At 40.3% G+C, this 24,229-nt stretch carries 25 protein-coding genes; 24 read left to right on the top strand and 1 reads right to left on the bottom strand.

The genetic code is table 11. The features are described 5' to 3' along the window. The 21 genes from P9Q65_RS02110 (at position 1) to hflX (ending at position 20,695) form a co-directional block, all read left to right on the top strand. Positions 1–591, top strand: a complete 591-nt coding sequence (locus tag P9Q65_RS02110; protein ID WP_304507453.1) for a lysophospholipid acyltransferase family protein — start codon at positions 1–3, stop codon at positions 589–591. Continuing rightward, complete coding sequence (locus tag P9Q65_RS02105; RefSeq protein WP_304507452.1) at positions 588–2,558, top strand: bifunctional 4-hydroxy-3-methylbut-2-enyl diphosphate reductase/30S ribosomal protein S1; 1,971 nt, start codon at positions 588–590, stop codon at positions 2,556–2,558. Before P9Q65_RS02110 ends, P9Q65_RS02105 begins: the two co-directional genes overlap by 4 nt. Positions 2,559–2,720: 162 nt before the next feature. Then, positions 2,721–3,368: a deoxyribose-phosphate aldolase gene (deoC, locus tag P9Q65_RS02100; protein WP_304507451.1), complete on the top strand. Its 648-nt coding sequence runs from the start codon at positions 2,721–2,723 to the stop codon at positions 3,366–3,368. 73 nt (positions 3,369–3,441) lie between these two features. Beyond that, a complete protein-coding gene (locus P9Q65_RS02095) occupies positions 3,442–4,248 on the top strand; it encodes a transporter substrate-binding domain-containing protein (RefSeq protein WP_304507450.1) in 807 nt (268 codons plus the stop codon). Between the two features lie 245 nt (positions 4,249–4,493). After that, entirely contained in the window at positions 4,494–5,186 is a 693-nt protein-coding gene (locus P9Q65_RS02090) for a DUF554 domain-containing protein (protein WP_304507449.1), read from the top strand. 231 nt (positions 5,187–5,417) lie between these two features. After that, the gene (rimP, locus tag P9Q65_RS02085; RefSeq protein WP_304507447.1) at positions 5,418–5,885 is read left to right on the top strand and encodes a ribosome maturation factor RimP; all 468 of its coding nucleotides are present in this window, start codon (positions 5,418–5,420) and stop codon (positions 5,883–5,885) included. Positions 5,886–5,908: 23 nt separating this feature from the next. Next, positions 5,909–7,015, top strand: coding sequence for a transcription termination factor NusA (gene nusA, locus P9Q65_RS02080; protein ID WP_304507445.1), 1,107 nt, complete (start codon positions 5,909–5,911; stop codon positions 7,013–7,015). 18 nt (positions 7,016–7,033) lie between these two features. Further along, positions 7,034–7,309 carry an RNase P modulator RnpM gene (gene rnpM / locus P9Q65_RS02075; RefSeq protein WP_304507444.1) on the top strand — a complete coding sequence of 92 codons (276 nt, stop codon included), beginning with the start codon at positions 7,034–7,036 and terminating at the stop codon, positions 7,307–7,309. Then, positions 7,302–7,649, top strand: coding sequence for a L7Ae/L30e/S12e/Gadd45 family ribosomal protein (locus tag P9Q65_RS02070; RefSeq protein WP_304507442.1), 348 nt, complete (start codon positions 7,302–7,304; stop codon positions 7,647–7,649). Before rnpM ends, P9Q65_RS02070 begins: the two co-directional genes overlap by 8 nt. Positions 7,650–7,660: 11 nt before the next feature. Next, on the top strand, positions 7,661–9,919 hold the full coding sequence (gene infB / locus P9Q65_RS02065; protein ID WP_304507441.1) for a translation initiation factor IF-2: 2,259 nt from the start codon (positions 7,661–7,663) through the stop codon (positions 9,917–9,919). A gap of 12 nt (positions 9,920–9,931) precedes the next feature. Continuing rightward, a complete protein-coding gene (gene rbfA, locus P9Q65_RS02060) occupies positions 9,932–10,315 on the top strand; it encodes a 30S ribosome-binding factor RbfA (protein WP_304507439.1) in 384 nt (127 codons plus the stop codon). Further along, positions 10,299–11,261 (top strand): DHH family phosphoesterase, encoded by a 963-nt coding sequence (locus tag P9Q65_RS02055; protein WP_304507438.1) that lies wholly within the window; start codon positions 10,299–10,301, stop codon positions 11,259–11,261. The genes rbfA and P9Q65_RS02055 overlap by 17 nt, the downstream gene beginning before the upstream one ends. A gap of 12 nt (positions 11,262–11,273) precedes the next feature. Next, the gene (gene truB, locus P9Q65_RS02050) at positions 11,274–12,176 is read left to right on the top strand and encodes a tRNA pseudouridine(55) synthase TruB (RefSeq protein ID WP_304507436.1); all 903 of its coding nucleotides are present in this window, start codon (positions 11,274–11,276) and stop codon (positions 12,174–12,176) included. 11 nt (positions 12,177–12,187) lie between these two features. After that, the gene (locus P9Q65_RS02045) at positions 12,188–13,144 is read left to right on the top strand and encodes a bifunctional riboflavin kinase/FAD synthetase (protein WP_304507435.1); all 957 of its coding nucleotides are present in this window, start codon (positions 12,188–12,190) and stop codon (positions 13,142–13,144) included. 18 nt (positions 13,145–13,162) lie between these two features. Then, complete coding sequence (locus P9Q65_RS02040) at positions 13,163–14,062, top strand: DMT family transporter (protein ID WP_304507433.1); 900 nt, start codon at positions 13,163–13,165, stop codon at positions 14,060–14,062. 148 nt (positions 14,063–14,210) lie between these two features. Then, complete coding sequence (gene rpsO / locus P9Q65_RS02035) at positions 14,211–14,474, top strand: 30S ribosomal protein S15 (protein ID WP_304507431.1); 264 nt, start codon at positions 14,211–14,213, stop codon at positions 14,472–14,474. 178 nt (positions 14,475–14,652) lie between these two features. Next, positions 14,653–16,806, top strand: a complete 2,154-nt coding sequence (locus P9Q65_RS02030) for a polyribonucleotide nucleotidyltransferase (protein ID WP_304507430.1) — start codon at positions 14,653–14,655, stop codon at positions 16,804–16,806. 129 nt (positions 16,807–16,935) lie between these two features. Continuing rightward, the gene (locus P9Q65_RS02025; protein WP_304507428.1) at positions 16,936–18,204 is read left to right on the top strand and encodes a M16 family metallopeptidase; all 1,269 of its coding nucleotides are present in this window, start codon (positions 16,936–16,938) and stop codon (positions 18,202–18,204) included. Positions 18,205–18,267: 63 nt separating this feature from the next. Then, positions 18,268–18,495 carry a DUF378 domain-containing protein gene (locus P9Q65_RS02020; RefSeq protein ID WP_304507427.1) on the top strand — a complete coding sequence of 76 codons (228 nt, stop codon included), beginning with the start codon at positions 18,268–18,270 and terminating at the stop codon, positions 18,493–18,495. Positions 18,496–18,544: 49 nt separating this feature from the next. After that, entirely contained in the window at positions 18,545–19,384 is an 840-nt protein-coding gene (dapF, locus tag P9Q65_RS02015) for a diaminopimelate epimerase (protein ID WP_304507426.1), read from the top strand. 33 nt (positions 19,385–19,417) lie between these two features. Beyond that, positions 19,418–20,695 carry a GTPase HflX gene (hflX, locus tag P9Q65_RS02010; protein ID WP_304507424.1) on the top strand — a complete coding sequence of 426 codons (1,278 nt, stop codon included), beginning with the start codon at positions 19,418–19,420 and terminating at the stop codon, positions 20,693–20,695. Positions 20,696–20,763: 68 nt separating this feature from the next. Here the strand turns inward: hflX and P9Q65_RS02005 are convergent, their stop codons facing one another. Continuing rightward, complete coding sequence (locus P9Q65_RS02005) at positions 20,764–21,006, bottom strand: hypothetical protein (RefSeq protein ID WP_304507422.1); 243 nt, start codon at positions 21,004–21,006, stop codon at positions 20,764–20,766. A 240-nt stretch (positions 21,007–21,246) separates the two neighbouring features. Here P9Q65_RS02005 and P9Q65_RS02000 point away from each other — a divergent pair, with 240 nt between their 5' ends. The 3 genes from P9Q65_RS02000 to P9Q65_RS01990 all read left to right on the top strand — a co-directional run. Then, entirely contained in the window at positions 21,247–21,912 is a 666-nt protein-coding gene (locus P9Q65_RS02000) for an ABC transporter ATP-binding protein (RefSeq protein ID WP_304507533.1), read from the top strand. Beyond that, positions 21,909–24,014, top strand: a complete 2,106-nt coding sequence (locus tag P9Q65_RS01995) for a COG1361 S-layer family protein (protein ID WP_304507421.1) — start codon at positions 21,909–21,911, stop codon at positions 24,012–24,014. Before P9Q65_RS02000 ends, P9Q65_RS01995 begins: the two co-directional genes overlap by 4 nt. Then, a partial coding sequence (locus P9Q65_RS01990) for an ABC transporter permease (protein WP_304507420.1) occupies positions 24,011–24,229 on the top strand: 219 nt, incomplete at its 3' end. The genes P9Q65_RS01995 and P9Q65_RS01990, both read left to right, overlap by 4 nt.

Here is a 24,229-nt window from a genome sequence, read left to right as displayed (position 1 = left end):
ATGTCGCTATATCCTGTGGTAAAGGTGCTTGTTAAGATTTTTTATACAATTATGTTTAAAGTAAAAATAGTAGGGAAGGAGAATGTTCCCCAAGAAGGCAATGGTGTGCTTTGTTGCAATCATATCAGCAATTTTGATCCTCTCACCATGGCTGTTTATTTGGATCGGCTCCCTCGTTACATTGCAAAAAAAGAACTGTTTCATAATAAGGTTTTGGGGGCTTTGTTACGTAATTTGAAGGCATTTCCTGTGGATCGCCAGTCTGTAATGGATATGAAAGCTTTTAAAACAGCGATCAACGTACTGAAAAGTGGAGAATTGCTGGGAATATTTGCAGAAGGAACACGGGTAAAAGAGGGTGAGGCAAAAGCGGCAAAAGCCGGCGTTGCCATGTTTGCTTTGAAGGGTGATGCACCGGTGATTCCTGTTACAATTTCAGGTAGTTACAAGTTTCGCTCGGAAATTAGAATTGAATTTGGTGAACCGATGATGTTAGAGGAATACCGTGGTATAAAAATTAACACGGAACTGATGGAAGAAATTACAGAAAAAATAATGGGTAAGGTCCAGGAGATGAAGGTTAAACTATGAGTGAGATTATATTAGCCCAATCGGCAGGGTTTTGCTTTGGGGTGAAAAGAGCCATTGAAATGGCATACAAACAGATTGAAAAAAAGGAAAAAACCTATTCCTACGGTCCGTTGATTCATAATAAAGAGGTTACAGGGGATTTGGAAAAAAAGGGGCTTGCCATTATAGAAAGCCTTGACAATATTGAAGAAGGCGCAGTTTTGATACGTTCTCATGGCGTGGGGAAGGCTCTTTATGATGCGCTGGAAGAAAAGGGTCTGGGTATGATTGACGGTACCTGTCCTTTTGTGAAAAAAATCCATAACCTGGTGAAGGAGCATCACGATTTAAATGAGGGCGTGATTATCGCCGGCAACAGCCAACATCCTGAGGTGATTGGAATCAATGGATGGTGCGAAAATGAGGCGGAAATAATTGAGACACCCCAGGAAGCATCTGCATTGGAATTGAAAGACGGGCAGAAGTATATCCTCGTGGTGCAGACAACTTTTCGCCAAAGTCGATTTGAGGAAATTGTAAAAGAATTAAACAAGAAAAATATTCAATTGGAAGTATTCAATACCATTTGTTCCGCAACGGAGAAACGGCAGACAGAAGCCGTTGCATTATCACAAAAAGTTGACAAAATGATTGTGATTGGCGACAAAAAAAGCTCTAATACCCAAAAATTGGTAGAGATTTGCGGGAAAAATTGTAATAATACTGTCCACATTGAAACAATTTGCGATTTGGTGTTGAATAATTTTTTAAAGAATGATAAAATAGGTATAACTGCGGGTGCGTCTACTCCACCTGCAATAATTAAGGAGGTAGTTGTTACTATGAGCGAAGCATTTGATAATGCAGTACAAAATTTAGAAGGAAGTGAGGAAATTACATTCGAACAAATGTTAGAAGATTCTCTCGTTACCCTGCACACAGGCGATGTTGTAAAAGGCACTGTAATTCAGGTTGTAAACGAAGAAGTTTCCGTTAATCTCGGCTATAAATCCGATGGTGTAATTCCCAGAGGTGAATTTAGCAGTGATCCAACAGTGATCCCCAGTGAATTAGTTCAGCCTGGAGATGAAATTGAAGTATTTGTAATCCGTGTAAACGACGGCGATGGTAATGTTCTTTTGTCCAAAAAGCGTATTGAAGCGCAGAAGGGTATGGAAGACATTGAAGTAGCTTTCAACGAAAAAACAGTTGTTGCAGGTACTGTAACAGAAGTGGTTAAAGGTGGCTTAATTGCAGTTGTTAACGGTGTGAGAGTATTTATTCCATCTTCTCAGGTTTCAAATAGATTTATCGAAGATTTGAGCGTTTTCAAAGGCCAGGAATTGGATTTTAATATCATTGAAATGGACAGAGTAAAACGTCGTATTATCGGTGGCAGAAAAGCTTTGGTTGAAAAGGAAATCAGTGCAAAGAGAGCAGCGTTGTTTGCTTCTATTGAAGCTGGTTCTAAGGTTACAGGTACAGTTAGCAGATTGACAGATTTTGGTGCGTTTGTTGACTTGGGCGGCGTTGACGGTTTGATTCATATTTCCGAAATGAGCTGGGGCAGAATTACCAACCCCAAGGAAGTATTAAAAGAAGGTCAGACTGTTGAGGTATTTGTTTTAGATGTAGACAAAGAAAAAGGCAAAATCAGCCTTTCCTTGAAAGACATCAAAATGAACCCTTGGAATTTTGTAGCTGAAAAATACGCAGTTGGCACAATTGTTGAAGGTAAGGTTGTTCGTATGGTACCTTTCGGCGCATTTGTTGAATTGGAACCTGGCGTTGATGGTCTGGTACATATCTCCCAGATCGCAAACAAACATGTAGTAAAACCTGAAGACGAGCTGAAAGTTGGCGAAGTAATCAGCGTGAAAGTTTTGGAAGTTAACACAGAACAGAAAAAGATTAGCCTTTCCAAGAGACAGGCGGAAGCTCCTGCAGAAGAAGAAAATACTGAAGCGGAAGCTACAACAGAGGCTTAATTACAAAAAAACGTTGCTGAAAAGCAACGTTTTTTTGTATATGGAAAAGAAGATAATTTATGGAGATGGGAATTATTTATGAGGCTAGCTTGTGAAAAGTCGTTGTTAGCGAGTTTTTAACAGGATATAAATGGAAAAATTGCGGTTTTAGGAGGGTGCTAAATGGAAAAACAGTGCATAATTAGCCATATTGATCATACTTTATTAAAGCAGGATGCTACATGGGAGCAGGTTATGGAAGTTTGCAACGAAGGGATGAAACAGAAAACGGCATCGGTTTGTATTCCGCCGTCCTTTGTTTCACAGGCTGCTTCTTTTGTGCAGGGAAAGGTTGCAATTTGTACGGTAATCGGTTTTCCTAATGGGTATCAAACTACCGTGGCAAAAGTTTTTGAAACAAGTGAAGCAATTAAAAATGGTGCAAATGAAATTGATATGGTGATCAATTTAGGCTGGCTGAAAGAAGGCCATTACGAGAAAATTTTGCAGGAAATCAATGCAGTGAAATATGTCTGTGGAGCTAAGATCCTTAAGGTCATTGTTGAGACCTGCTTGCTCACAGAGGAAGAAAAAGTTCGTATGTGTGAAATTGTAAGCACTTCTAAGGCGGATTATATTAAAACAAGTACGGGTTTTAGTAAAGGTGGGGCGACATTAGAGGATATCCAATTGTTTGCAAAACATGTCTTTGGTGACACAAAAATCAAAGCAGCAGGCGGAATTAAAAGTATTCAAGATGCGGAAGATTTTTTGAATATGGGGGCGGACAGATTGGGTAGTAGCTCTTTGTTGCATATGCTTTGCGAATAAACTTGCTTTATGGAATACGATGAAGGTGCTATTCACATGAGTCGTGGAACAGAAAAAAGGGGGGGCTTTTGAGGTGAGTTTGTTTAAGAGGGTAAATGTGTTGATTATGGCATTTGCTATGGCAATTGGATTGGCAGCTTGCGGTGGCAAGAAGGAAGCCAAGGTAACCATTACAGCTGAAGGGGTAACACCTACTGAAACAAAAAACTATATTATTGCGACAAATACAGAATTTGCACCTTTTGAGTTTAAAAACACCTTAGATCAGTATGTAGGGATTGACATTGATCTGTTGTCGGCCATTGCCAAAGAACAGGGATTTACATATGAATTAGTACCTATGACCTTTAATGAGATGCTCCAGGCGGTGGAGAAAGGCGAAGTAGATGCCGCTATGGGCGGGATTAGTATTACAGAGGAAAGAAAGGAAAAGCTTGATTATTCTGACCCTTATTTCGAGGGTGGTATCGTTATGGGCGTAGATGCCGCAAGACGAGATATTAATAGTTATGAAGATTTAGCAGGCAAAACTGTAGCCGTTGCCGTTGCCCTTGGTACCGAAGCAGAAGCGTATGCAAGATCTATTCAAGATAAGTATGACTTTAGAATTGTGACTTTTGATGAATTTAGTGAAGTATATAAGGATGTTCTAAACGGCAATAGTGTAGCCTTATTTGAAGATTATCCCGTATTGGGTTATATTATTTCTCAGGGGATGGAGTTGAAAATTGTCTCTGATATCGAACGAAAAAGCCCCTATGGTTTTGCAGTCCCTAAGGGTGAAAATGCAGAACTTTTGGAAATGTTCAACAAAGGCTTGGAGGATTTAAAGGAAAGCGGAAAATATCAAGAAATTATTGAAACATATATCCGTCAATAAGCCTTTTACCGTATCAAATGATAAATTTTTATTAGGAATAGCAAAGATATTTAAAACCTCTGGAAATAGGGTTTTTTCTTGATTCTTAAACAAAGTATTTATATTAAACTGGTATCCCTCGTAAATTACGGGGGATTTTTTTATGAAAAAAACGTATTTTTGTATTTGGGATTATTGTATTTATGGACAAACATTTTGAAAAATGCTATACTTGCAATGCTTATAAGCAAGATGAGGTGAGATAAATGCTGGGAGTTATTGTAAATGCAATTGTAATTATTTTTGGCAGTGCCATTGGCATGGCGGTAAAAACGGGAATGCCACAAAGAATTTCTGAAGCAATGATGAAAGGCCTTGGGCTTTGTACATTATATATCGGTTGGTCGGGGGCATTAAAAGGAAGCAATACATTGGTTTTGATTATTTCTATGGCAATTGGAATTATCATTGGAGAGGGCTTTGATTTGGACGCAAAGCTGAAACGATTTGCGCAGAGGTTGGAACAAAAATTTAAAAAAGAGGATGGGAGCGTTTCTTTGGCTGAAGGATTTATTGCTGCGTCATTGTTATTTTGTGTGGGTGCCATGACTGTTGTGGGTTCCTTGCAAGCGGGGTTATCAGGAAATTATGAAATGCTTTTTACAAAATCTGTACTTGATTTTATCTCTTCCATGATATTTGCATCTACCCTTGGTGTTGGAGTAATGCTTTCCGCTGTATTTGTATTGGTTTTTCAAGGAAGCATTGTTTTGCTGGCACAGGTGGTTGCACCTTTTTTAACGGATGCCGTAGTTGCAGAAATGACTTGTGTAGGATCGGTTTTGATTTTTGCATTGGGGTTGAACATGGTGGGGATTACCAAATTAAAGGTTTTAAACTATCTTCCTGCCATGTTTTTGCCAATTTTGTTAACGCCGCTTTTGGCCAATATTATTTGAGATCCAAAATGACCATATCTCTCTTATTGTGGAGGGATTGTTTTAAAAATAATGATTCGATTAAGGGGTTTTTTTGAAGAATCACAATGGGGAAAAATATAGGAAAGGTCTTGCATTTTGAAATGGACAGTGTTATACTGGTGCAAGGAACTTATAGTATGCGGACGAAAGAGTGGGTAAATACCCACTCTTTGTTATTGCATAGGCAAATTTTTTTAAAGAGGTGTAAGAATGGCAAAAATTAGTAATACGGAAAAGAAGATAATGCCTATTTTGGAACCCATTATTGCTGAGAGAAATTTAGAATTGGTTGATTTAGAGTTTGTAAAAGAGGGTGCAAACTGGTATTTACGCATTTATATTGATAAAGAAGGCGGCGTAGATATTGATGATTGCGAAGGTGTGAGCCGTGCGTTAGAAGCAAAGCTGGATGCCGAAGATCCTATTGAGCAGGCATATATTTTGGAAGTGAGTTCTCCGGGAATTGATCGCCCGTTAAAGAAAGCGGCGGATTTTGAAAAATATCGTGGTGAAATAATTGATATTAAGCTTTATAAAGCTTTTGAGGGACAAAAACAGTTTCAAGGAAAATTATTGGGGTTAGAAAATGAAGTCATCTCTATTGAAGATGATAATAACAAGGTAATTGCGTTTGAACAAAAAGATGTTGCCAGCGTTCGCTTGGCAGTGATTTTTTAAGGCTAAGAGGAGGAATAGGAAAAATGGATAGAGCGGAGTTTATGGATGCTTTGAATTTGATTGAAAAAGAAAAAGGCATTGACAAGGAAATTATTTTCGAAGCAATCGAGGCATCTTTGGTTTCGGCTTGCAAAAAGAACTTCGGCAGTGGTCAGAATATAAAAGTTGTGATTGATAGGGAAAGCGGAAATGTGGCTTGTTATGCCCAAAAAGAAGTTGTTGAAGAGATTCAAGATGAACAGAATGAAATTTTGTTGGCGGCGGCGCGGGTTTTAAATCCCAGCTATACTGTGGGTGATGTGGTGGATTTAGAAGTAACCCCCAGAGATTTTGGACGTATTTCCGCACAGACTGCAAAGCAGGTAGTGGTTCAAAAATTCCGTGAGGCAGAAAGAGAAATATTATATAATCAGTATATAACCAAGGAACGTGAGGTTGTAACCGGTATTGTTCAAAGGAGAGATAGACGTAATATTATCGTACAGATGGGTAAGATTGATGCGGTTTTAGCGGCAAATGAACAGATTCCCGGTGAACAATATAATTTTATGGATCGTCTGAAGGTGTATGTTTTGGAAGTAAAACAAACTACAAAAGGCCCACAGATTTTTGTTTCCAGAACTCATCCGGAATTGGTAAAACGTTTATTTGAGCAGGAAGTACCGGAAGTGTTTGATGGCACAGTTGAAATTAAAAGCATTGCCAGAGAGGCAGGCAGCCGTACGAAAATTGCTGTTTATTCCAAGGATAAAAATGTGGATGCATTGGGTGCTTGCGTTGGCCAGAACGGTTATCGTGTAAACGTAATTGTGAAGGAACTTGGCGGCGAAAAGATTGATGTTATTAATTGGAGTGATGATCCGAAAGAATTTATTGCGGCAGCATTAAGTCCATCCAAAGTATTGGCGGTTGCTTTAAACGAAGAAGAGCAGAGTGCAAAAATTGTAGTGCCTGATCATCAGCTTTCTCTTGCAATTGGGAAAGAAGGGCAAAATGCAAGACTTTCTGCAAAGCTGACGGGATGGAGAATTGACATAAAGAGTGAAACACAGGCAAAAGAAACCAATTTTTTAGCGGATGCTCCTAAAGACGAGTTTGAGGCTGAAGAAGAGGAACTGACAACAGAATAAGATAAGGAGGATGGCAGTATGAAGCAAAGAAAGATTCCTCTAAGAAAATGTACCGGCTGTCAGGAAATGAAAAGCAAGAAAGAGCTGATTCGAATTGTTCGCAATGATGAAGGTGAATTTTCGTTAGACCGAACAGGGAAAAAGCCAGGGCGAGGTGCTTATATCTGCCCAAACAGCGAGTGTCTGGCTAAGGCACAAAAGTCAAAGGGGTTAGAACGTTCTTTTAAGGCGCCTGTTCCCCAAGAGGTATATGAACAACTTTTAACAGAGCTGAGTGGTGAAGAAAATGAGTAAATTTTACTCTCTTTTAGGGCTATGCAAAAAGGCAGGAAAATTGGCCGGTGGTGAGGTAGCCGTGGAAAATGCAATTCGCAAGAAAAAAGCAGAGTTGTTGATTCTTGCCATGGATGCATCGGGTAACACAAAAAAGAAATTCTATAATTCAGCAGCATACTATAAAATACCATTGGTTGAAGTGGGAGAGAAAGAAGACTTAGGCAGAGCGGTTGGTGAAGAAATACGTGCAATATTTGCCGTGACGGATGCCGGTTTTTCAAAGAAGCTGATGGACTTGGCAGAGAAGGAAAAGACTGTGAATGAGACAGGGAAAAGCGATTCGTCGTTTGGAAAGTAGAGGTGTAGCGAATGTCAAAGACTCGTATATATGAATTAGCAAAACAACTTGGCGTTACAAATAAGGATTTAATGACAAAATTAAAGGGCATTAATATTGAAGTAACCAGTCATATGGGTGTTTTGGATGCTGACACAGTAGAGAAGGTAAAAGCATTATATAAACCATCGGAAAATGCATCTGATAAAAACGGAGTGAAAAAAGATGCAAAGAATCAGATGGAAAATAAAAAGCCTGAAGCTAAAAATGAAAAAAATGCAAAACCTTATGTAAAAAAAGAGGAAGGCAAAAAAGAAGAAGGCAAAAAAGATACGGAAAAAAAAGCTAATCCTCATAACCAGCAGAATAGCGGAAATAAAAAAGTGGACAAAAACAAAAAAGGAAATAAAAAGGATCAGAAAGTAAGAGAAAATCCTCTGGAGCGTAGACGTCGTGAAAGAGAAGAAGAAGCGGCTCTTATGGCGGAGCTGGAAGCTTTGGAAGCGGATGAAAAAGTGGAAAAGACTGAAAACGCAGATTCTATGGTAAAGACCATTCCTGAGACAATTACAGTGAAGGATTTGGCAGAGGTTCTTGGGAAAAAAGGCTCCGATCTTGTGATGAATTTGATGAAAAAGGGCAAAATGCTAAATATCAATGCAACGATTGACTTTGATACTGCCGTTGCCATCGGAGAAGAATATAATGTGATTCTGGAAAAAGAAGAAGAAGAAGACATTATGGAAACCGTTTTTGCGGAAGAGGAAGAGGATGACAGCGTTTTAGAAGAACGTCCTCCTGTTGTTGTAGTAATGGGACACGTTGACCATGGTAAAACTTCTTTATTGGATGCAATCCGTCACAGTGATGTAACCAAGGGTGAGGCCGGTGGTATTACACAGCATATCGGTGCGTATACAGTGCAGATTGCAGGCAAGCCCATTACTTTCTTGGATACACCTGGACATGAGGCGTTTACAGCAATGCGTATGCGTGGAGCGCAAATTACAGATATTGCAATTTTGGTTGTTGCAGCAGACGACGGTGTAATGCCTCAAACGGTTGAAGCGATTAACCATGCAAAGGCTGCAGGCGTTGAAATTATCGTTGCAATTAACAAAATGGATAAGCCTTCCGCAAACCCTGATCGTGTTAAGCAGGAGCTTGTGGAATACCAGTTGTTGTCTGAAGACTGGGGTGGCGAAACCATTTGTGTGCCTGTTTCCGCTGTTTCCAAAGAGGGGATTGATACCTTGCTGGAAATGATTACTTTGGTTGCAGAAATGAAAGAATTACGGGCAAACCCCAACAAAAAAGCAAGAGGTGCTATTGTAGAAGCACAGCTGGATAAAGGCAGAGGTCCTGTTGCTACGGTTTTGGTTCAAAGCGGTACTTTGCAGGTGGGTGACCCCATTGTAGCAGGTAGTGCTTATGGCAAAATCAGAGCCATGACAGATGACAAGGGCAGACGTGTGAAAAAAGCAGGCCCATCCACACCTGTTGAAATTTTAGGGCTTTCCGAAGTGCCTACTGCAGGCGACAGCTTCTATGTGGCAGAAAGCGATAAGCAGGCAAGACAGGTTGCGGAAAGCATTATTGCAAGAAACAGAGAAAACTTAATTAAGGAAACACCACAAAAGGTTTCTTTGGATGATTTGTTCTCTCAGATTCAAAGCGGTAATATGAAAGAATTGAATATCGTAGTAAAAGCCGATGTTCAGGGCTCTGTTGAGGCAGTTCGCCAGAGCTTAGAGCGTCTGTCCAATGAGGAAGTAAGAGTTCGCATTATCCATGGTGGCGTTGGTGCCATTACAGAAAGCGACGTTATGCTGGCATCTGCTTCAAATGCAATTATTATTGGGTTTAATGTTCGTCCGGAACCGGCAGCAAAGGCCTTCGCTGATGAAGAAAAGGTTGATCTTCGTCTGTATCGTGTTATTTACAATGCCATCGAGGATGTAACTGCTGCCATGAAAGGCATGCTTGACCCTGTTTATGAAGAAAAGGTATTGGGGCATGCAGAGGTTCGTCAGTTGTTTAAGGCATCCGGCGTAGGAACCATTGCAGGCAGCTATGTGAAAGACGGTAAGTTTGTTCGTAATTGCCAGGTTCGTATTCTGCGTGACAATATTGTAGTTTACGAAGGCGATTTGGAAAGCTTAAAACGTTTTAAAGATGATGTGAAAGAAGTTACGGCGGGCTACGAATGCGGGCTTGTATTTAAGAAGTATAATGATTTAAAGGAAGGTGACTGGGTTGAAGCCTTCACTATGGTTGAGGTGCCCAGATAATTAGGTGATAGTATGAAAAATAATCCAAGAATTTCTCGTATTAATGATGAGATTTTAAAAGAGCTTTCTCAGATTATACGAGGAGAATTGAAAGATCCACGCATTGGTTCCATGACCAGCGTGGTTAGGGTTGAAACAACACCTGATTTGAAATATTGCAAGGTGTATGTGTCGGTTTTGGGGAATGATGAGGAGAAGGAAAACGTGATGAAAGGCTTGAAAAACGCCTCCGGTTTTATTCGTCGTCAGATTGCCCAGAGGATAAATTTACGCTTTACGCCTGAATTCACATTTAAGTTGGATGAATCTGCAGAATATGCGATTCATATGGAACAGTTGCTGAGTCAAATTTCCAAGGATTTAAAGGAGAAGAATGCCAATGATGGAGAAGAATGATTCTTTAGCAAAAATCAGAGAAATCATTTCCCAACATCAAAACATTGTGCTTTGTGGGCATACCAACCCTGATGGAGATGCCATTGGGGCATGCCTTGCTTTGGCGGCTTCTTTACACAAAGGGGGAAAGATGGTTCAGGTACTTCTGGAGCCTTATGGGAAGAAGTATAATATGATACCCAACAGTACCTTGATTGTTGAAAAAGAGGTTGTTACAGAGGTTGAACTGTTTATTGCCCTGGATTGCGGTGATATAGGACGGTTTCAAGGGATTGAGAATATCTTTCGAAGTGCAAAGCATACTGTAAATATTGACCACCATATCAGTAACTCTTACTTTGGAGAATATAACTATGTGGAGGAGGCAGCTTCCTCCACCAGTGAAATTGTGTTTAAACTGTTAAAAGGATATTTTCCTCTGGATGGTGAGATTGCATCGGCTTTGTATGCCGGGTTGATTTATGATACAGGTGGTTTTCGCCATACATCCACGACACCTTTTACCATGCAGGTGGCAGGAGAGTTGATGAATTATGACATTCCTTTTACCAAAATATACAATGCTTTATTTGACAGCCGAAATTTTTCGGAAATGAAAATTATGGGCAGAGCCTTTGACAAGGCCGAGCGATATTTTGATGGAAGGGTGATTTGCAGTTCTATTACCATGGGGGATATTGAGGATTGCAAAGGTACCAATAAAGAGTTGGACGCAATTATCAATTACCTTAAGGGAGTAAATGATACAAAAATTGCCTGTTTTCTATATGAGAAAAATGATATGGATGTCAAGGCCAGCTTTCGTGGAAATGATGGCTATGATGTATGTGCTTTGGCACAAAAATTTGGCGGCGGCGGTCATGTGAAAGCCGCGGGATGTACCATTGCCGCACCAATTGCCAAGGCAAAGGAAATGGTTTTTGCTGAAATAGAAAAAATGCTGTAAGGGGGAGACCACTTGGACGGGATCCTAAATATTTATAAAGAAAAGGGATTTACCTCCCATGATGTTGTTGCGGTAGTGCGTAAAACGCTGCATATGAAGAAGGTTGGTCATACAGGTACTTTAGACCCTGATGCAGAAGGGGTATTGCCAATATGCGTTGGCAAAGGGACAAAGCTTGCGGACATCATCATGGACGGACGAAAAACCTACCGTGCTGTATTGCACTTGGGTGTTACTACCACAACGGAGGATGCCTCGGGAGAGGTGTTGGAGGAAAAGCCGGTAATTTTTGATGAGAACAACATACAAGAAACTATTAAAGGCTTTATTGGAACGTTGGAGCAGGTGCCGCCTATGTATTCTGCTGTAAAAATAAACGGCAAAAAGCTCTATGAGTTAGCAAGGGAAGGCAAGGAAGTTGAGCGAAAGGCACGGAAAATTACGGTGTATGACATTAGAATTCGCCGCTTTATTCCACCTTGTCAAGTTGAGATGGATGTAGATTGTTCCAAGGGCACTTATATCCGAACGCTTTGCGCCGATATTGGAAAAGCTTTAGGCTGTGGCGGGCACATGGCCTGTCTTGTGCGAACTGCAACGGGGGCGTTTTCTTTGGAAAATGCCATTAAACTTGGTGAATTAAAGGACATTGCAGAAGCGGGACAATTGGAGTCGGTTCTTTTAAGGCTGGAAGACGCATTAAAGGAATATACAAGGGTTTTGGTTTCGGAAAATTCTGTGAAATTACTGTATAACGGCGGAAAAATTTGGGATAGATTTTTTCAGGCCGAAAAAGAGATTGAAGCCGGTCAAATTGTTACAGTGTTTGACCATGAAAAAAAATTAGTAGGGTTATATACAGTTATGCAAGAAGAAAAAAGCTTTTTTATCAAACCATTTAAGATGTTGATTTAAGGAGTAGAAAAATGGAACATATCACGGATACGCACATAGAACAGAATCAGCCGACTGCGGTAACGCTGGGCAATTTTGACGGTCTGCATCTGGGGCATCGTGCGTTGATCAAATTGACAAAGCAGTTTGCGGAGGAAGAAGGGTTAAAAAGCGTTGTTTTTACCTTTGCTCCTCATCCAATGCTGGTGTTTAAGAAAAAAGATAATTTTGCGCTCATTATGGCTCCCGAAGAAAAGAAATTTACCATGGAGCGTATGGGGGTTAATACTTATATTGAATATCCTTTCGACCAAGAATTTGCAGCAATGAGTGCCGAGGATTTTGCCGTTAAACTGATTTTTGAAAAATTGCAGTGCCGTGTTTTGATTGTAGGGGAGAACTATCACTTTGGTTCTAACCGATCGGGTAATTATGGAATGTTACAAAAATTAGGGGAAGAACGGGGCGTAAAGGTTATTGCTGTTCCTTCTGTTTTATTTGAGGAGGAAAGAGTGAGCTCCTCAAGAATCAGAAAATGTCTGATTCAGAAAGATTTAGAAGATGCAAACCGAATGCTGACAGAGCCTTACTTTATTTTAGGTACTGTGGCAGAAGGAAAAAAATTGGGCAGAACCATTGGATTTCCTACGGTTAACATTATTGCCCACCCTTTAAAGCTGTTTCCGCCGAATGGTGTTTATGCAACGAAAACGCTGTATAACGGAAAATATTATTATGGTGTGACCAATATTGGAATTAATCCTACGGTAAACGGTACGCAAAAGATTGTGGAAACCTATTTGTTAGATTTTAACGAGAATGTTTACGGAAAAACACTGCAAACCTTTTTCTATAAATTTTTGCGTAGCGAACGTAAATTTCCAAGTGTGGAACAGTTGCGTCAGCAAATCAATATAAATGCGAAACAGGCAGCAGAATATTTTGCATCTGAGGAGTATTTAACGAAATGGAAAAGCGCCCAAGAGTAGAATTTGGGGAGAAAATATATGAATCGGAATAAGAAATTATGGGCGACGCTTATGTTGCTTTTAACGGCTGCCATTTGGGGCAGTGCCTTTGTCTTTCAGAAATTTGCCGTTGACGAACTATCAACATCTTTTATTGTTGCATCACGCTTTACCGTTGCCGGGGTAATGATTGCCATTGCTACAATCAAAAAATGGCATCGAATCGACAAAGGGTATTTGATAGGAGGATTTGTGGCAGGAACAACTATGGCAATAGGGACGGGCCTGCAAACGGTGGCAATGACCTTTGGTACAACACCGGGGAAAAGCGCGTTTTTGACTGCGGCATATTGTGTAATCGTTCCTTTTTTATGCTGGGTTGTTATGAAGGAGAGACCAAAGAAAAACCATGTAATATCAGCAGCCATTTGTTTAATTGGAATTGGTTTGATTTCTTTGGAGGGGAATTTAAGAATTTCTGTCGGGGATGGTATAACACTTGCTTGCAGTGCTGCTTTTGCTGCAAATATTATATCCATAGCATTTTTTTGCAGAGGAAGAGATCCTATGCTCCTAACGATGCTTCAAATTTGTGTGGCAGCAGTGTGGGGATGGATTTCCGTTCTCGTAACGAGAACCATTCCCTCAAGCATTAGCTGGGCAGCGGCAGGAAATGTGCTTTATTTAGCAGTTTTTTCTACTGCTTTATGTTTAAGTTTCCAGAGTATTGGGTTAAAATATATTAATGCAACCGTAGGGACAATTTTATTAAGCCTAGAGTCGGTTTTTGGTGTAATTTTTTCTGTTTTAATTTATAAAGAACAAATTACCATGAAAATGGCAGTGGGTTTTGCCGTGGTTTTTGTGGCGGTCATTCTTTCCCAGCTTGATTTCGCCAAAGAGGTTGACGAAAAACCTTTGGAAAACGCCGAGAATTAGCGGATTGACCTTGCAAAGATTTAGGGAATATGCTAGAATAAAAATATTGTAAAACCGAGACTCGGTCTTTGGACTCTCCAACCATCACTTAGTCTTTTGGGGATGCATAATAGAATTAGTTTTAAGGAATTATAAGGAGGAAAACAAAATGGCAACAATCAACAAACAAGAAATTATCGCAAAATATGGTAGAACCCCTAACGATACAGGTTCTCCCGAAGTACAGATTGCTCTGTTGACAGCAAGAATTACAATGCTTACAGACCACTTGAAAGAACACAAGAAGGATCACCATTCCAGAAGAGGTCTTTTGAAAATGGTAGGACAGAGAAGAGGCCTTTTAAATTACCTGAAGGATTTGGATATTGAAAGATACCGTACGATCCTTGGCGAACTTGGCCTGAGAAAGTAAGATTTGCGATACAAAGAAGAGAGAGGGAAATGTCCTCTCTTTTCTTCTATCATATAAAGAAGTAAAAGTAAGAGAGTGTGGCACTATAGATTTCCAACTTTGGTTATAGCTATCAATTGGGTGTAGTTAAAGTTGAAGATCTATGGTGCAAAGATGAAAAACAAAAGGAGAATTCATTATGTTTAGAACTTATTCCATGGATTTAGCAGGAAGAACGCTGACAGCTGAGATTGGTAGAGTTGCAGAACAGGCCAATGGTGCGGTAATTTTGCGTTATGGCGAAACCACTGTTTTGGTAACGGCTACTGCCTCGGCAAAGCCCAGAGAAGGGATTGACTTTTTCCCTCTGAGCATTGATTACGAAGAAAGACTTTATTCTGTTGGTAAAATTCCCGGTGGTTTCATCAAAAGAGAAGGCAGACCTTCCGAGAAGGCTATCTTGACCGCAAGATGTATTGACAGACCGTTAAGACCTTTATTCCCTAAGGATTACAGAAATGATGTTGCAATTGTGGCAACCGTTATGTCTGTGGATCAGGATTGTGCACCTGAGGTTGTAGCCATGATTGGCGCATCTTTGGCGTTGAATCTTTCTGATATTCCTTTCACAGATGCGCTTTCTTCCGTAAGCATTGGCTACTGTGACGGACAGTTGGTTGTAAACCCTACGGCGGAGCAAAGAGAAAGTACAAGATTATCCCTGACTGTTTCTTCCAAAGAAGATAAGGTCATGATGATTGAAGCAGGAGCGGATGAAATTCCTGATGCTTTGATGATGGAAGCAATTCATTTGGCTTTTGATACAAACTTACAGGTTGTAAAATTTATTCAGGAAATCGTTGAAAAAGAAGGCAAAGAAAAGGCGCCTTACGAAGAACACATGATTAATCAGGAAGCTTATGATTTGGTTACCGGATACATTACCGATGCAAGAATGGAAGATGCGGTATTTGCTGAATTGAAGCAGGACAGAGACGCAAAACTTAAAGTCATTACAGACGAAGCGATGGAAGCTTTGGAAGAAAAATTAATTGCAATTTATGGCGAAGAAGCGAATATTGACGTCTTACTGGGTGAAATTATCTACAAGTTTGAAAAGATGACAGTAAGACGAATGATTTTGAGAGATCATAAGCGTCCCGATGGCCGTGGCATTGAAGAAATCAGAACGCTTTCCGCAGAAATAGATGTTTTGCCTCGTGTTCACGGCTCTGCTTTGTTCTCCAGAGGTCAGACACAGTGCTTGACTGTAACAACATTGGGCATGATAAGTGAAGGACAGCGTTTGGATGGATTGGATACAAACGAAACAGGAAAGCGTTATATCCACCACTATAATTTCCCCGGATATTCCGTTGGTGAGGCAAAGACTTCCAGAGGTCCCGGCAGACGTGAAATTGGTCATGGTGCTTTGGGGGAAAGAGCTTTATTGCCTGTGATCCCCAGTGAGGAAGAATTCCCTTATGCAATTCGTTTGGTTTCTGATATCCTAAGCTCTAACGGGTCTACTTCTCAGGCGAGTATTTGTGGTTCTACCATGTCCTTGATGGCTGCCGGTGTACCGATTAAGCGGCCTGTTGCAGGTATTTCCGTAGGCTTGGTAACCGGGGATTCCGATGATGACTTTATCGAAATTACAGATATTCAGGGCGTGGAAGACTTCTTTGGCGATATGGACTTTAAGGTTGCCGGTACAAGCGAGGGTATTACAGCCATTCAGATGGATATGAAAATTAAAGGCTTGACTTTTGCTATGATTGAGCAGGCTTTTACCCAGACTGCCAGAGCAAGGGAATATATTTTGAATGAGGTTATGCTGAAGGCTATTGCAGAACCCAGAAAAGAACTTTCTCCTTATGCACCTAAAATTGCGTCTATGCAGATTGATGTAGAAAAGATTGCAGAGGTAATCGGTGCAAGAGGTAAGGTAATTAAAAAGATTATAGAAGAAACGAATTGTGCAATAGACACTGAGGATGATGGTACAATCTTTATCAAAGGCGTGGATGCCGCAGATATTCAGCGTGCTATTGATATGATTAATGCCATTGTGAAGGATCCTGTGCCAGGTACTGTTTATACAGGTGCAATTACAAGACTCATGGCTTTTGGTGCGTTTTTTGAACTTGCACCAGGAAAAGAAGGCTTGATTCATATTTCTAAAATTTCCCACAAGCGTGTGGAAAAGGTTGAAGATGTATTGGCTGTAGGCGATATTGTAAGCGCAAAGCTCATGGAAATTGATAAGCAAGGCAGATTAAACTTCTCCATTAAGGATGCAATGCCTAAGGAGGACAAACCAAAGGAAGAAACACATCATCATAAAGCATAATATCTAAACCGGATAGGAGGCTGTGGGAAGGAAGGTTTTCCTGCACAGCCTCTTTTTAATGAAAGCATAAAAAATTTAATTTGACACATGCTAAAGAAAATTACTGCTTTTGTGCATGGGAGAGATAATATGGTTATAATTAAAAAACTAGATAACGGGATTTCTGTAGCATTAGAGGAAATTGCCTATGTAAGAAGTATTTCCTTTGGTATTTGGGTAAAAAATGGATCAAGAAATGAGCGTCCAGAGGAAAATGGCGTTTCTCATTTTATAGAGCATATGATGTTTAAGGGTACAGAAAACAGAACAGCAAGGCAGATTGCAGAAGAAATGGATGCTTTAGGCGGACAAATTAACGCATATACCACCAAAGAGTATACCTGTTATCATACCAGGGTATTAGATGAGCATTTTAAAAGGGCATTAGATGTAATGAGTGATATGGTTTTGCGGTCTTTGTTTGCGCAAAAGGATGTAGAAAAAGAACGTAATGTAATCACTGAAGAAATCAATATGTATGAAGATGCACCGGAAGAAGTGGTTCATGATGCATTGCAGGATACCATTTGGAGAAATACCTCCTTGGGGATGCCTATCTTAGGCACAACCAAGACCATTGCTGCATTTACTTCTGAAAGTATTCGGCAATATTACGAGAGAAATTATCATACGGAAAATATGGTTTTATCAGTAGCTGGAAATTTCAATACAGACACAATGATGGAGCTATTGAATAAGGCATTGGGTTCTTGGAAAGCCAAAAAACCCTTTGACCAATATAATGCAAAGGCGGAATATCAGATTGCCCACGTTACCCGAGAAAAAGATGTAGAGCAGGTACACACTTGTATTGCTTTTCCGGGTTTTGAGCGAGAAAATCCTATGAAATATGCCCTCGGTGTTTTTAATACGATTTTTGGCGGCGGCATGAGTTCTAAGTTATTCCAAAGAGTACGGGAAGAGAATGGATTGACGTATTCTATTTACAGCTACACTACGGCTTTTGCAGATACGGGTTTATTTTCCGTCTCTGGAGGGATGAACCCCAACCAGTTGGAACGGGTATATGAACTGGTTGCAGAAGAAGTGCAGGCGACAAAGAAAAAAGGATTGCCTCAAAAATTGATTGATGTTACGAAAGAACAGCTCATTAGCAATTTCATTATTGGTACGGAAAGTACGCTAAACCGAATGACTTCTGCAGGTTCAGCACTGCTTTTAAGGGGGAGAATTCAGAATACGGAAGAGGTTATAGAAAAGCTTAGTCAGGTTACGACGGATGATATTTTACAGGTGACAAATATGGTTTTTGATATGGAAAAGGCCAGTTGGTGTGCTGTGGGAAATGTCAAAGGGTTTGATATTGACAGTATCGGGAAAAAAGTTTTTCATAATTAATAGAATCCTAGGAATAATAAGGATAACGGTATTATTCCGTAATTATTTTTAGGAGGTTTTAAGATGAAGGTTATGAATTGTATCGCATTAACACTTGTGATTATCGGTGCTTTAAACTGGGGACTCATTGGCTTTTTCGGTTATGATGTTGTTACCAGCATCTTCGGTGGAAGCATGTTCTGGATCTCCAGAGTAATCTTCGGCTTAGTTGGTTTGGCAGGGTTATGGTCCTTGTCCTTGTACAACTTTGTTGTGCAGGAAAGCCCGACCGTCCGTATTGCAAGACATTAATGAAATGGCAGCGGGAATCCGCTGCTTACATAAGAACAGGGGGAAGAAAATGCGTTTTACAAAAATGGAAGGTTGCGGGAATGATTATATTTATATTAATTGCTTTGAGGAAGACGTGAAGCAGCCTGAAAAACTGGCTATTGCCATGAGTGAACGCCATTTTGGCGTTGGCGGTGACGGTCTGGTTTTGATTATGCCTTCACAAAAGGCTGATTTTCGTATGCGGATGTTTAACTTAGACGGTTCTGAAGGGGAAATGTGTGGGAATGCAGTACGATGTATTGGAAAATACGTATATGAACGAGGTATGACAAAAAAAGAAAAGCTTTCATTGGAGACAGCAGGGGGAATGCGTTATATGACCTTAAATGTTGAAGCGGGGATTGTGAAAACCGTTTCTGTGGATATGGGAGAACCTGTATTAGAGGCTGAAAAAATTCCTGTTATTCATGGGGACAGCCCGGTGATTGGAAAAAGCATTACTGTTGATAGAAAAGAATTGATTTTCACCTGTGTATCCATGGGGAACCCCCATGCGGTAACTTTTGTGGATGATCCACAGGTGTTTCCGGTAGAAGCGTGTGGGAAACGGGTGGAGACAAATCCCTTATTTCCCAATAGAACTAACGTTGAGTTTGTTCAGGTTATAAATAGAAAGCATATTAAAATGCGGGTATGGGAAAGAGGAAGTGGCGAAACACTTGCCTGTGGCACTGGCGCCTGTGCATCGGTGGTTGCGTCTATTTTGAATGGTTTTTGTGACAGGGAGGTTCAAGTATCTCTCGTTGGCGGAGAATTAACCATAACTTGGAACGAACAAGATAACCATGTATATATGAGTGGACCGGCATCGTTTTCTTTCGACGGTGTTTGGTTAAGAGAGGTTTAAACCTTATTTCGTTGGGGAAAAAGGAGGAAATATATGGCCAAAGAATTACATGAAACGGCGGAATCAGAGGAAAAGGTAATCTTAATTGCCGTAGAGCCTGAGGAACGCAACAGCCGTTCTGCAATGGAAACAGAGGCATGTTTGGACGAATTGGAAGAGTTGGTGCGTACGGCAGGAGCGGTTGCTGTTGCCAGAAGCGTACAAAAACGGGAACGGATTCATCCCGGTCATTACTTGGGTAAGGGGAAAATTGAAGAATTAAAAATGATGCTGGAGGCTTATGGAGCAACAGGCGTTGTTTGCGATGATGAACTTTCTCCTGCACAGCTAAAGAATTTGGAAAAAATGCTTGAAACAAAAGTTATGGATAGAACCATTGTCATTTTAGATATTTTTGCCGGTAGAGCAATCTCTGGAGAAGGGAAAATTCAGGTTGAGTTAGCGCAGTTAAAATACCGTTTATCCAGACTGACAGGAATGGGTGCATCTATGTCAAGGCTTGGCGGTGGGATTGGCACAAGAGGCCCCGGTGAAAAAAAGCTGGAAACAGACAGACGCTATATTAAAGATCGGATTGCAGAATTAAACAGTGCCGCAAAGGAAATACAAACGCATCGAGAATTATTGCGTACGCAAAGGGGTAAAAAAGGAACGCCTGTGGTATCTTTGGTTGGATATACAAATGCGGGAAAGTCTACCCTCATCAACAAATTAACGGATGCAGGCGTTTTGGCAGAAGATAAATTATTTGCAACGCTTGATACCACCACAAGAAAGGTTGAACTGCCGAATGGTTCTGAAATTTTGCTGACAGATACCGTTGGCTTTATTCAAAAGTTGCCGCATCATTTGGTACAGGCTTTTCGGGCGACTTTGGAAGAACTAAAATATGCGGATATTTTGTTGCATGTGGTAGATGCTTCTAACCCAAACAGGCAGGAGCAGATGCAGGTGGTATATAAAACCCTCCAAGATTTGGGGTGTGCAGATACACCTGTGATTACAGTGTTTAACAAAATGGACAGGGATGTGGAGTTGCCTTTACCTTTGGATACACGGGCAGGGGATATTGTACAGATTTCTGCTTTTACCGGTGATGGACTAGAGGGAATGCTGGGAACAGTTGAAAATTTGTTAAAAAGTTTCCGAAAATCCTTGATTGCATTGGTTCCGTATACAGAAGGTGGTTTAATTGGTTGGGTTCATGGCAGATGTGAAATCATTCGAGAAGAGCATACGCCGGAAGGTGTTTTATTGGAAGTATATGTGGATGATGAGTCAGCCAATCGGTTGGAAAAATATAAACAGTAAAATCGGCTCTTGGAGTTTATACAAATCAGTATAAATTCCAGGAGTTTTTTAGAAAAGTGGAACTTTTTTTAACGGTTTTCGTTCAAGATATGAACTGCTTTTTCATAATCCTTCCTTTTTACATAGATTTTATATTCTGTTGGGACATCAATTCTTATATCCAAACTACTGGGCGTAATGTTTCGCATCATATTACCAAGGGTTGAGATGGTATAATCAATATTATGAGTGGAAAGCAGATTTCGTATTTTGGCCTCTTTCTCTAAAGAATAAGTAATGATTAATTCTTTTCGGTTGAATATTGTAATCAAATAAATCCCCCCTATTTTTATATAGATGATAGCAGGAATGAAGAGAGAGAGCAACACATAAAAAGGAAGGTCATGACATTTGTAAGAAAGATTTAAGTTTTATTGGTATTTTTTGTAACAACTATATGTTAGAATGAATTAAAATGCTATTAAAAATCAGCATTAATTTGTATGTTTAAGGGAGTGTGAAGCTTGAGTCGCAGTGTAATTCGAATAAAGGATGTAAAAAAGATTTACCAAATGGGGAGTGAGCAAATTCAGGCGGTGAGTGGCATTAGTCTAAATATACGCCAGGGCGAAGTTTGCTGTTTACTTGGAAAATCCGGCTCAGGTAAATCAACTTTATTGAACCTGATTGCGGGATTAGAAAAACCATCGTCGGGTGCAATTATTTTTAACAAAAAGCATATTGAACGGATGAATGAAGATCAATTGGCGGATTTTAGGCAGAAGTATGTGGGATTTGTATTTCAGTCATATAACCTTTTGCCTACGTTGACCGCTATGGAGAACGTTACATTGCCATTAATTTTTAAAAATGTTCCGTTGCAAGAGCGCAACGAGCGGGCAATGGAGATGTTAAAAGCTGTAGGTCTGGAGGACAGAGCACATCATAAACCCCATGAGATGAGTGGTGGTCAGCAACAAAGGGTAAGTATAGCAAGAGCGTTCATCAATAGCCCGCAGGTGGTATTTGCAGATGAACCCACAGGGAATTTGGATACCCGTACTACCTATGAAATGATGGATTTGATTACAGCATTGGCCAAAAAGAATAATCAGACACTGGTAATTGTAACGCATGATTTAGAGTTGTCTGATTATGCAGATCGCATTGTAATGCTATCAGACGGTAAGGTGGAACGGATTGAAGATAAAACGCAGGGTGAAGGAGAGAAAGAATGATGGGAAAAAGATTGTTTCAGAGAGTATTTACGGCAGTAATGATACTTTCTATGGTACTGGGGCAAACAGCAGTGGCACTTGCAGATGATATTAGCGATTCAGGTTCTCCTAGAATTATCGTCGCAGGAGATACTGTTGCTGAAGTTGAGGCCGGCAAGGAAAACCGCTTTACCTTTCAAGTGAAAAACAAAGGTGCATCAGCGGCGGATAGCGTTTATATCAATGCGAAAAAAAATGCCACGGATCCTTTTCGAGTATCCATAAAAGGGGGAGGAGATGTTGGCAGTATCGGTGCCAACGGGTACACAAATGTCACATTAATTGTAAATGTTAACGGAGAAGTGAAAGAATCCAGCTATCCTGTAACACTGGACATTACATATACAAATGCAAATGGCTCGGCCTTCTCAAGCTCTGAAACTGTTTATTTAAAAATGGAGGGGTTTGATGATGAACCTAGTTTTAAATTAGATAGTATGAAACTCAGCCCGGAAAGCATGTCTCCCGGCAGCAGTGCAAATTTAAATGGTAAAATCCTAAATAATGGTGAACAGGAAATGCTTGATGTGGATATTAGCTTGAGCAATCTGGAGACTGATAAAATCAGTTTGAGCAGTGGTTTCAGCAGCAAACATTATGCAAGTATTCCCGCTGGTGGCAGTGCGGATTTTGCGTTTTCTCTTGTAGCCAGTGCTGATATGGCGGCGGGGAACTATCCTGTAAATATAAAATTAAATTTTAAAGACGAATTTGGAAAAAGTGTTGAAAAAGAAATGGCATATTATGTAAATGTTGGCGGTATTGCGGGGCAGAAATCTCAGTTGGAGATTCGGAATATGAAGGAACCCAGCGGAGTTTATGATGTAAATCAGAATTTTACAATTAGCTTTGATTTATATAACAGTGGGAAGATTGCCGCCAAAAATATTGTAGTAACAGCGGAGGCCGTGGATTCTTCTGCGGTTGTGCCAAAATCAGCGAGTGTGAAAACAATATCTGAATTGGCACCGGGAGCAACCACAACACTTTCTTATACCTTTGCAGGAACAGCGGCTTCGAAATCACAAAATTATGCAATACAATTTACAACAGAATATACATCAGGCGGAACGGCTGTTTCCTCCTTTAAACAGTTCGCGGGGGTAAATGTGAGCAATCCCGATTCCGATGAGGAAAATTCCAGCAAGCCCAAGCTGATTGTAAGTAACTATGCATGTGATCCATTGATTGTTATGGCAGGACATGAGTTTGACTTAAATATGGAGATTTTGAACACCCACGCTTCCAAAGGGGTTAAGAATATCAAAATGTTTTTAACTTTAGCAGAGGAAACATCTTCTGAAAGTGAAAAATCAGGAAACATTTTTACTCCTGTGAAGAGTAGTAACACATTTTATTTCGATGCAATTGGTCCAAAAAGCACAGCACAAAAACAATTAAGACTGTATGTTGTGCCTGAGGCTCAGCCTAAAACATACACACTAACGGTTAATTTTGAATATGAAGACAGTGCGGGAAAGGAATATACCGCAACAGAATTATTGGGCATTAACGTAAAGCAAGTAACGGAATTACAGGTGGATGATTTTGCAATGCCTGATACAGTGGAGATGTATTCCCCTGTAACAGTGTCCTTTGGGTATTACAATACAGGTAAGGTAACCCTCAGTAACGTAATGGTAAAGCTTGAAGGCGATGTGGATTGTCAAAATAAGAATACATATATCGGTAATATGGACTCGGGAGCCGGAGAATACTATGAGACTTCCTTTACACCAAATAATAGTGGTGAAGTACCTGTAAGTATTGTGATCTCCTATGAGGATGCAACAGGAGAGGTTAAAGAAGATCGTAGAGATTTTGTTCTAAATGTTATGGAGCCCATGATGCCGGAAGATATGGAAGATATGGATGCTACACCACCTATGGATATGAAGAAAGTAATGATTTCCATTGCGTTATTAGCACTGATTGGCATGGGGTTATTTGTCTTTGTCAGACGCCAGAAACAAGATCCTCCCAGTAACTTTGCAGAAAGTGTAGATGACTTAGACGAAGACGACGATGAAGATGATGATGACAGAGAGGATATGTCTTTATGAGTACAAGAGACTTATTAGATATGGCTCTGCGCAATTTATTGAAGCGAAAACTTCGTACATTCCTAACGGTTCTTGGTGTTGTTATTGGTACAGCCTCTATTGTTGTAATGGTATCCATCGGGATTGGCATGAATGAGAGCTTTGCACGTCAATTGGCAGATTGGGGGAGTTTACAGGTTATAAATGTATACTCACCCAACGGTGACGGCGGCGGC

This window comes from Anaerotignum sp. (assembly GCF_030625865.1).
Lineage (GTDB): Bacteria > Bacillota > Clostridia > Lachnospirales > Anaerotignaceae > Chakrabartyella.
The sequence above is the reverse complement of the archived record's forward strand: the minus strand, read 5'-3'. Positions and strand labels throughout refer to the sequence as shown.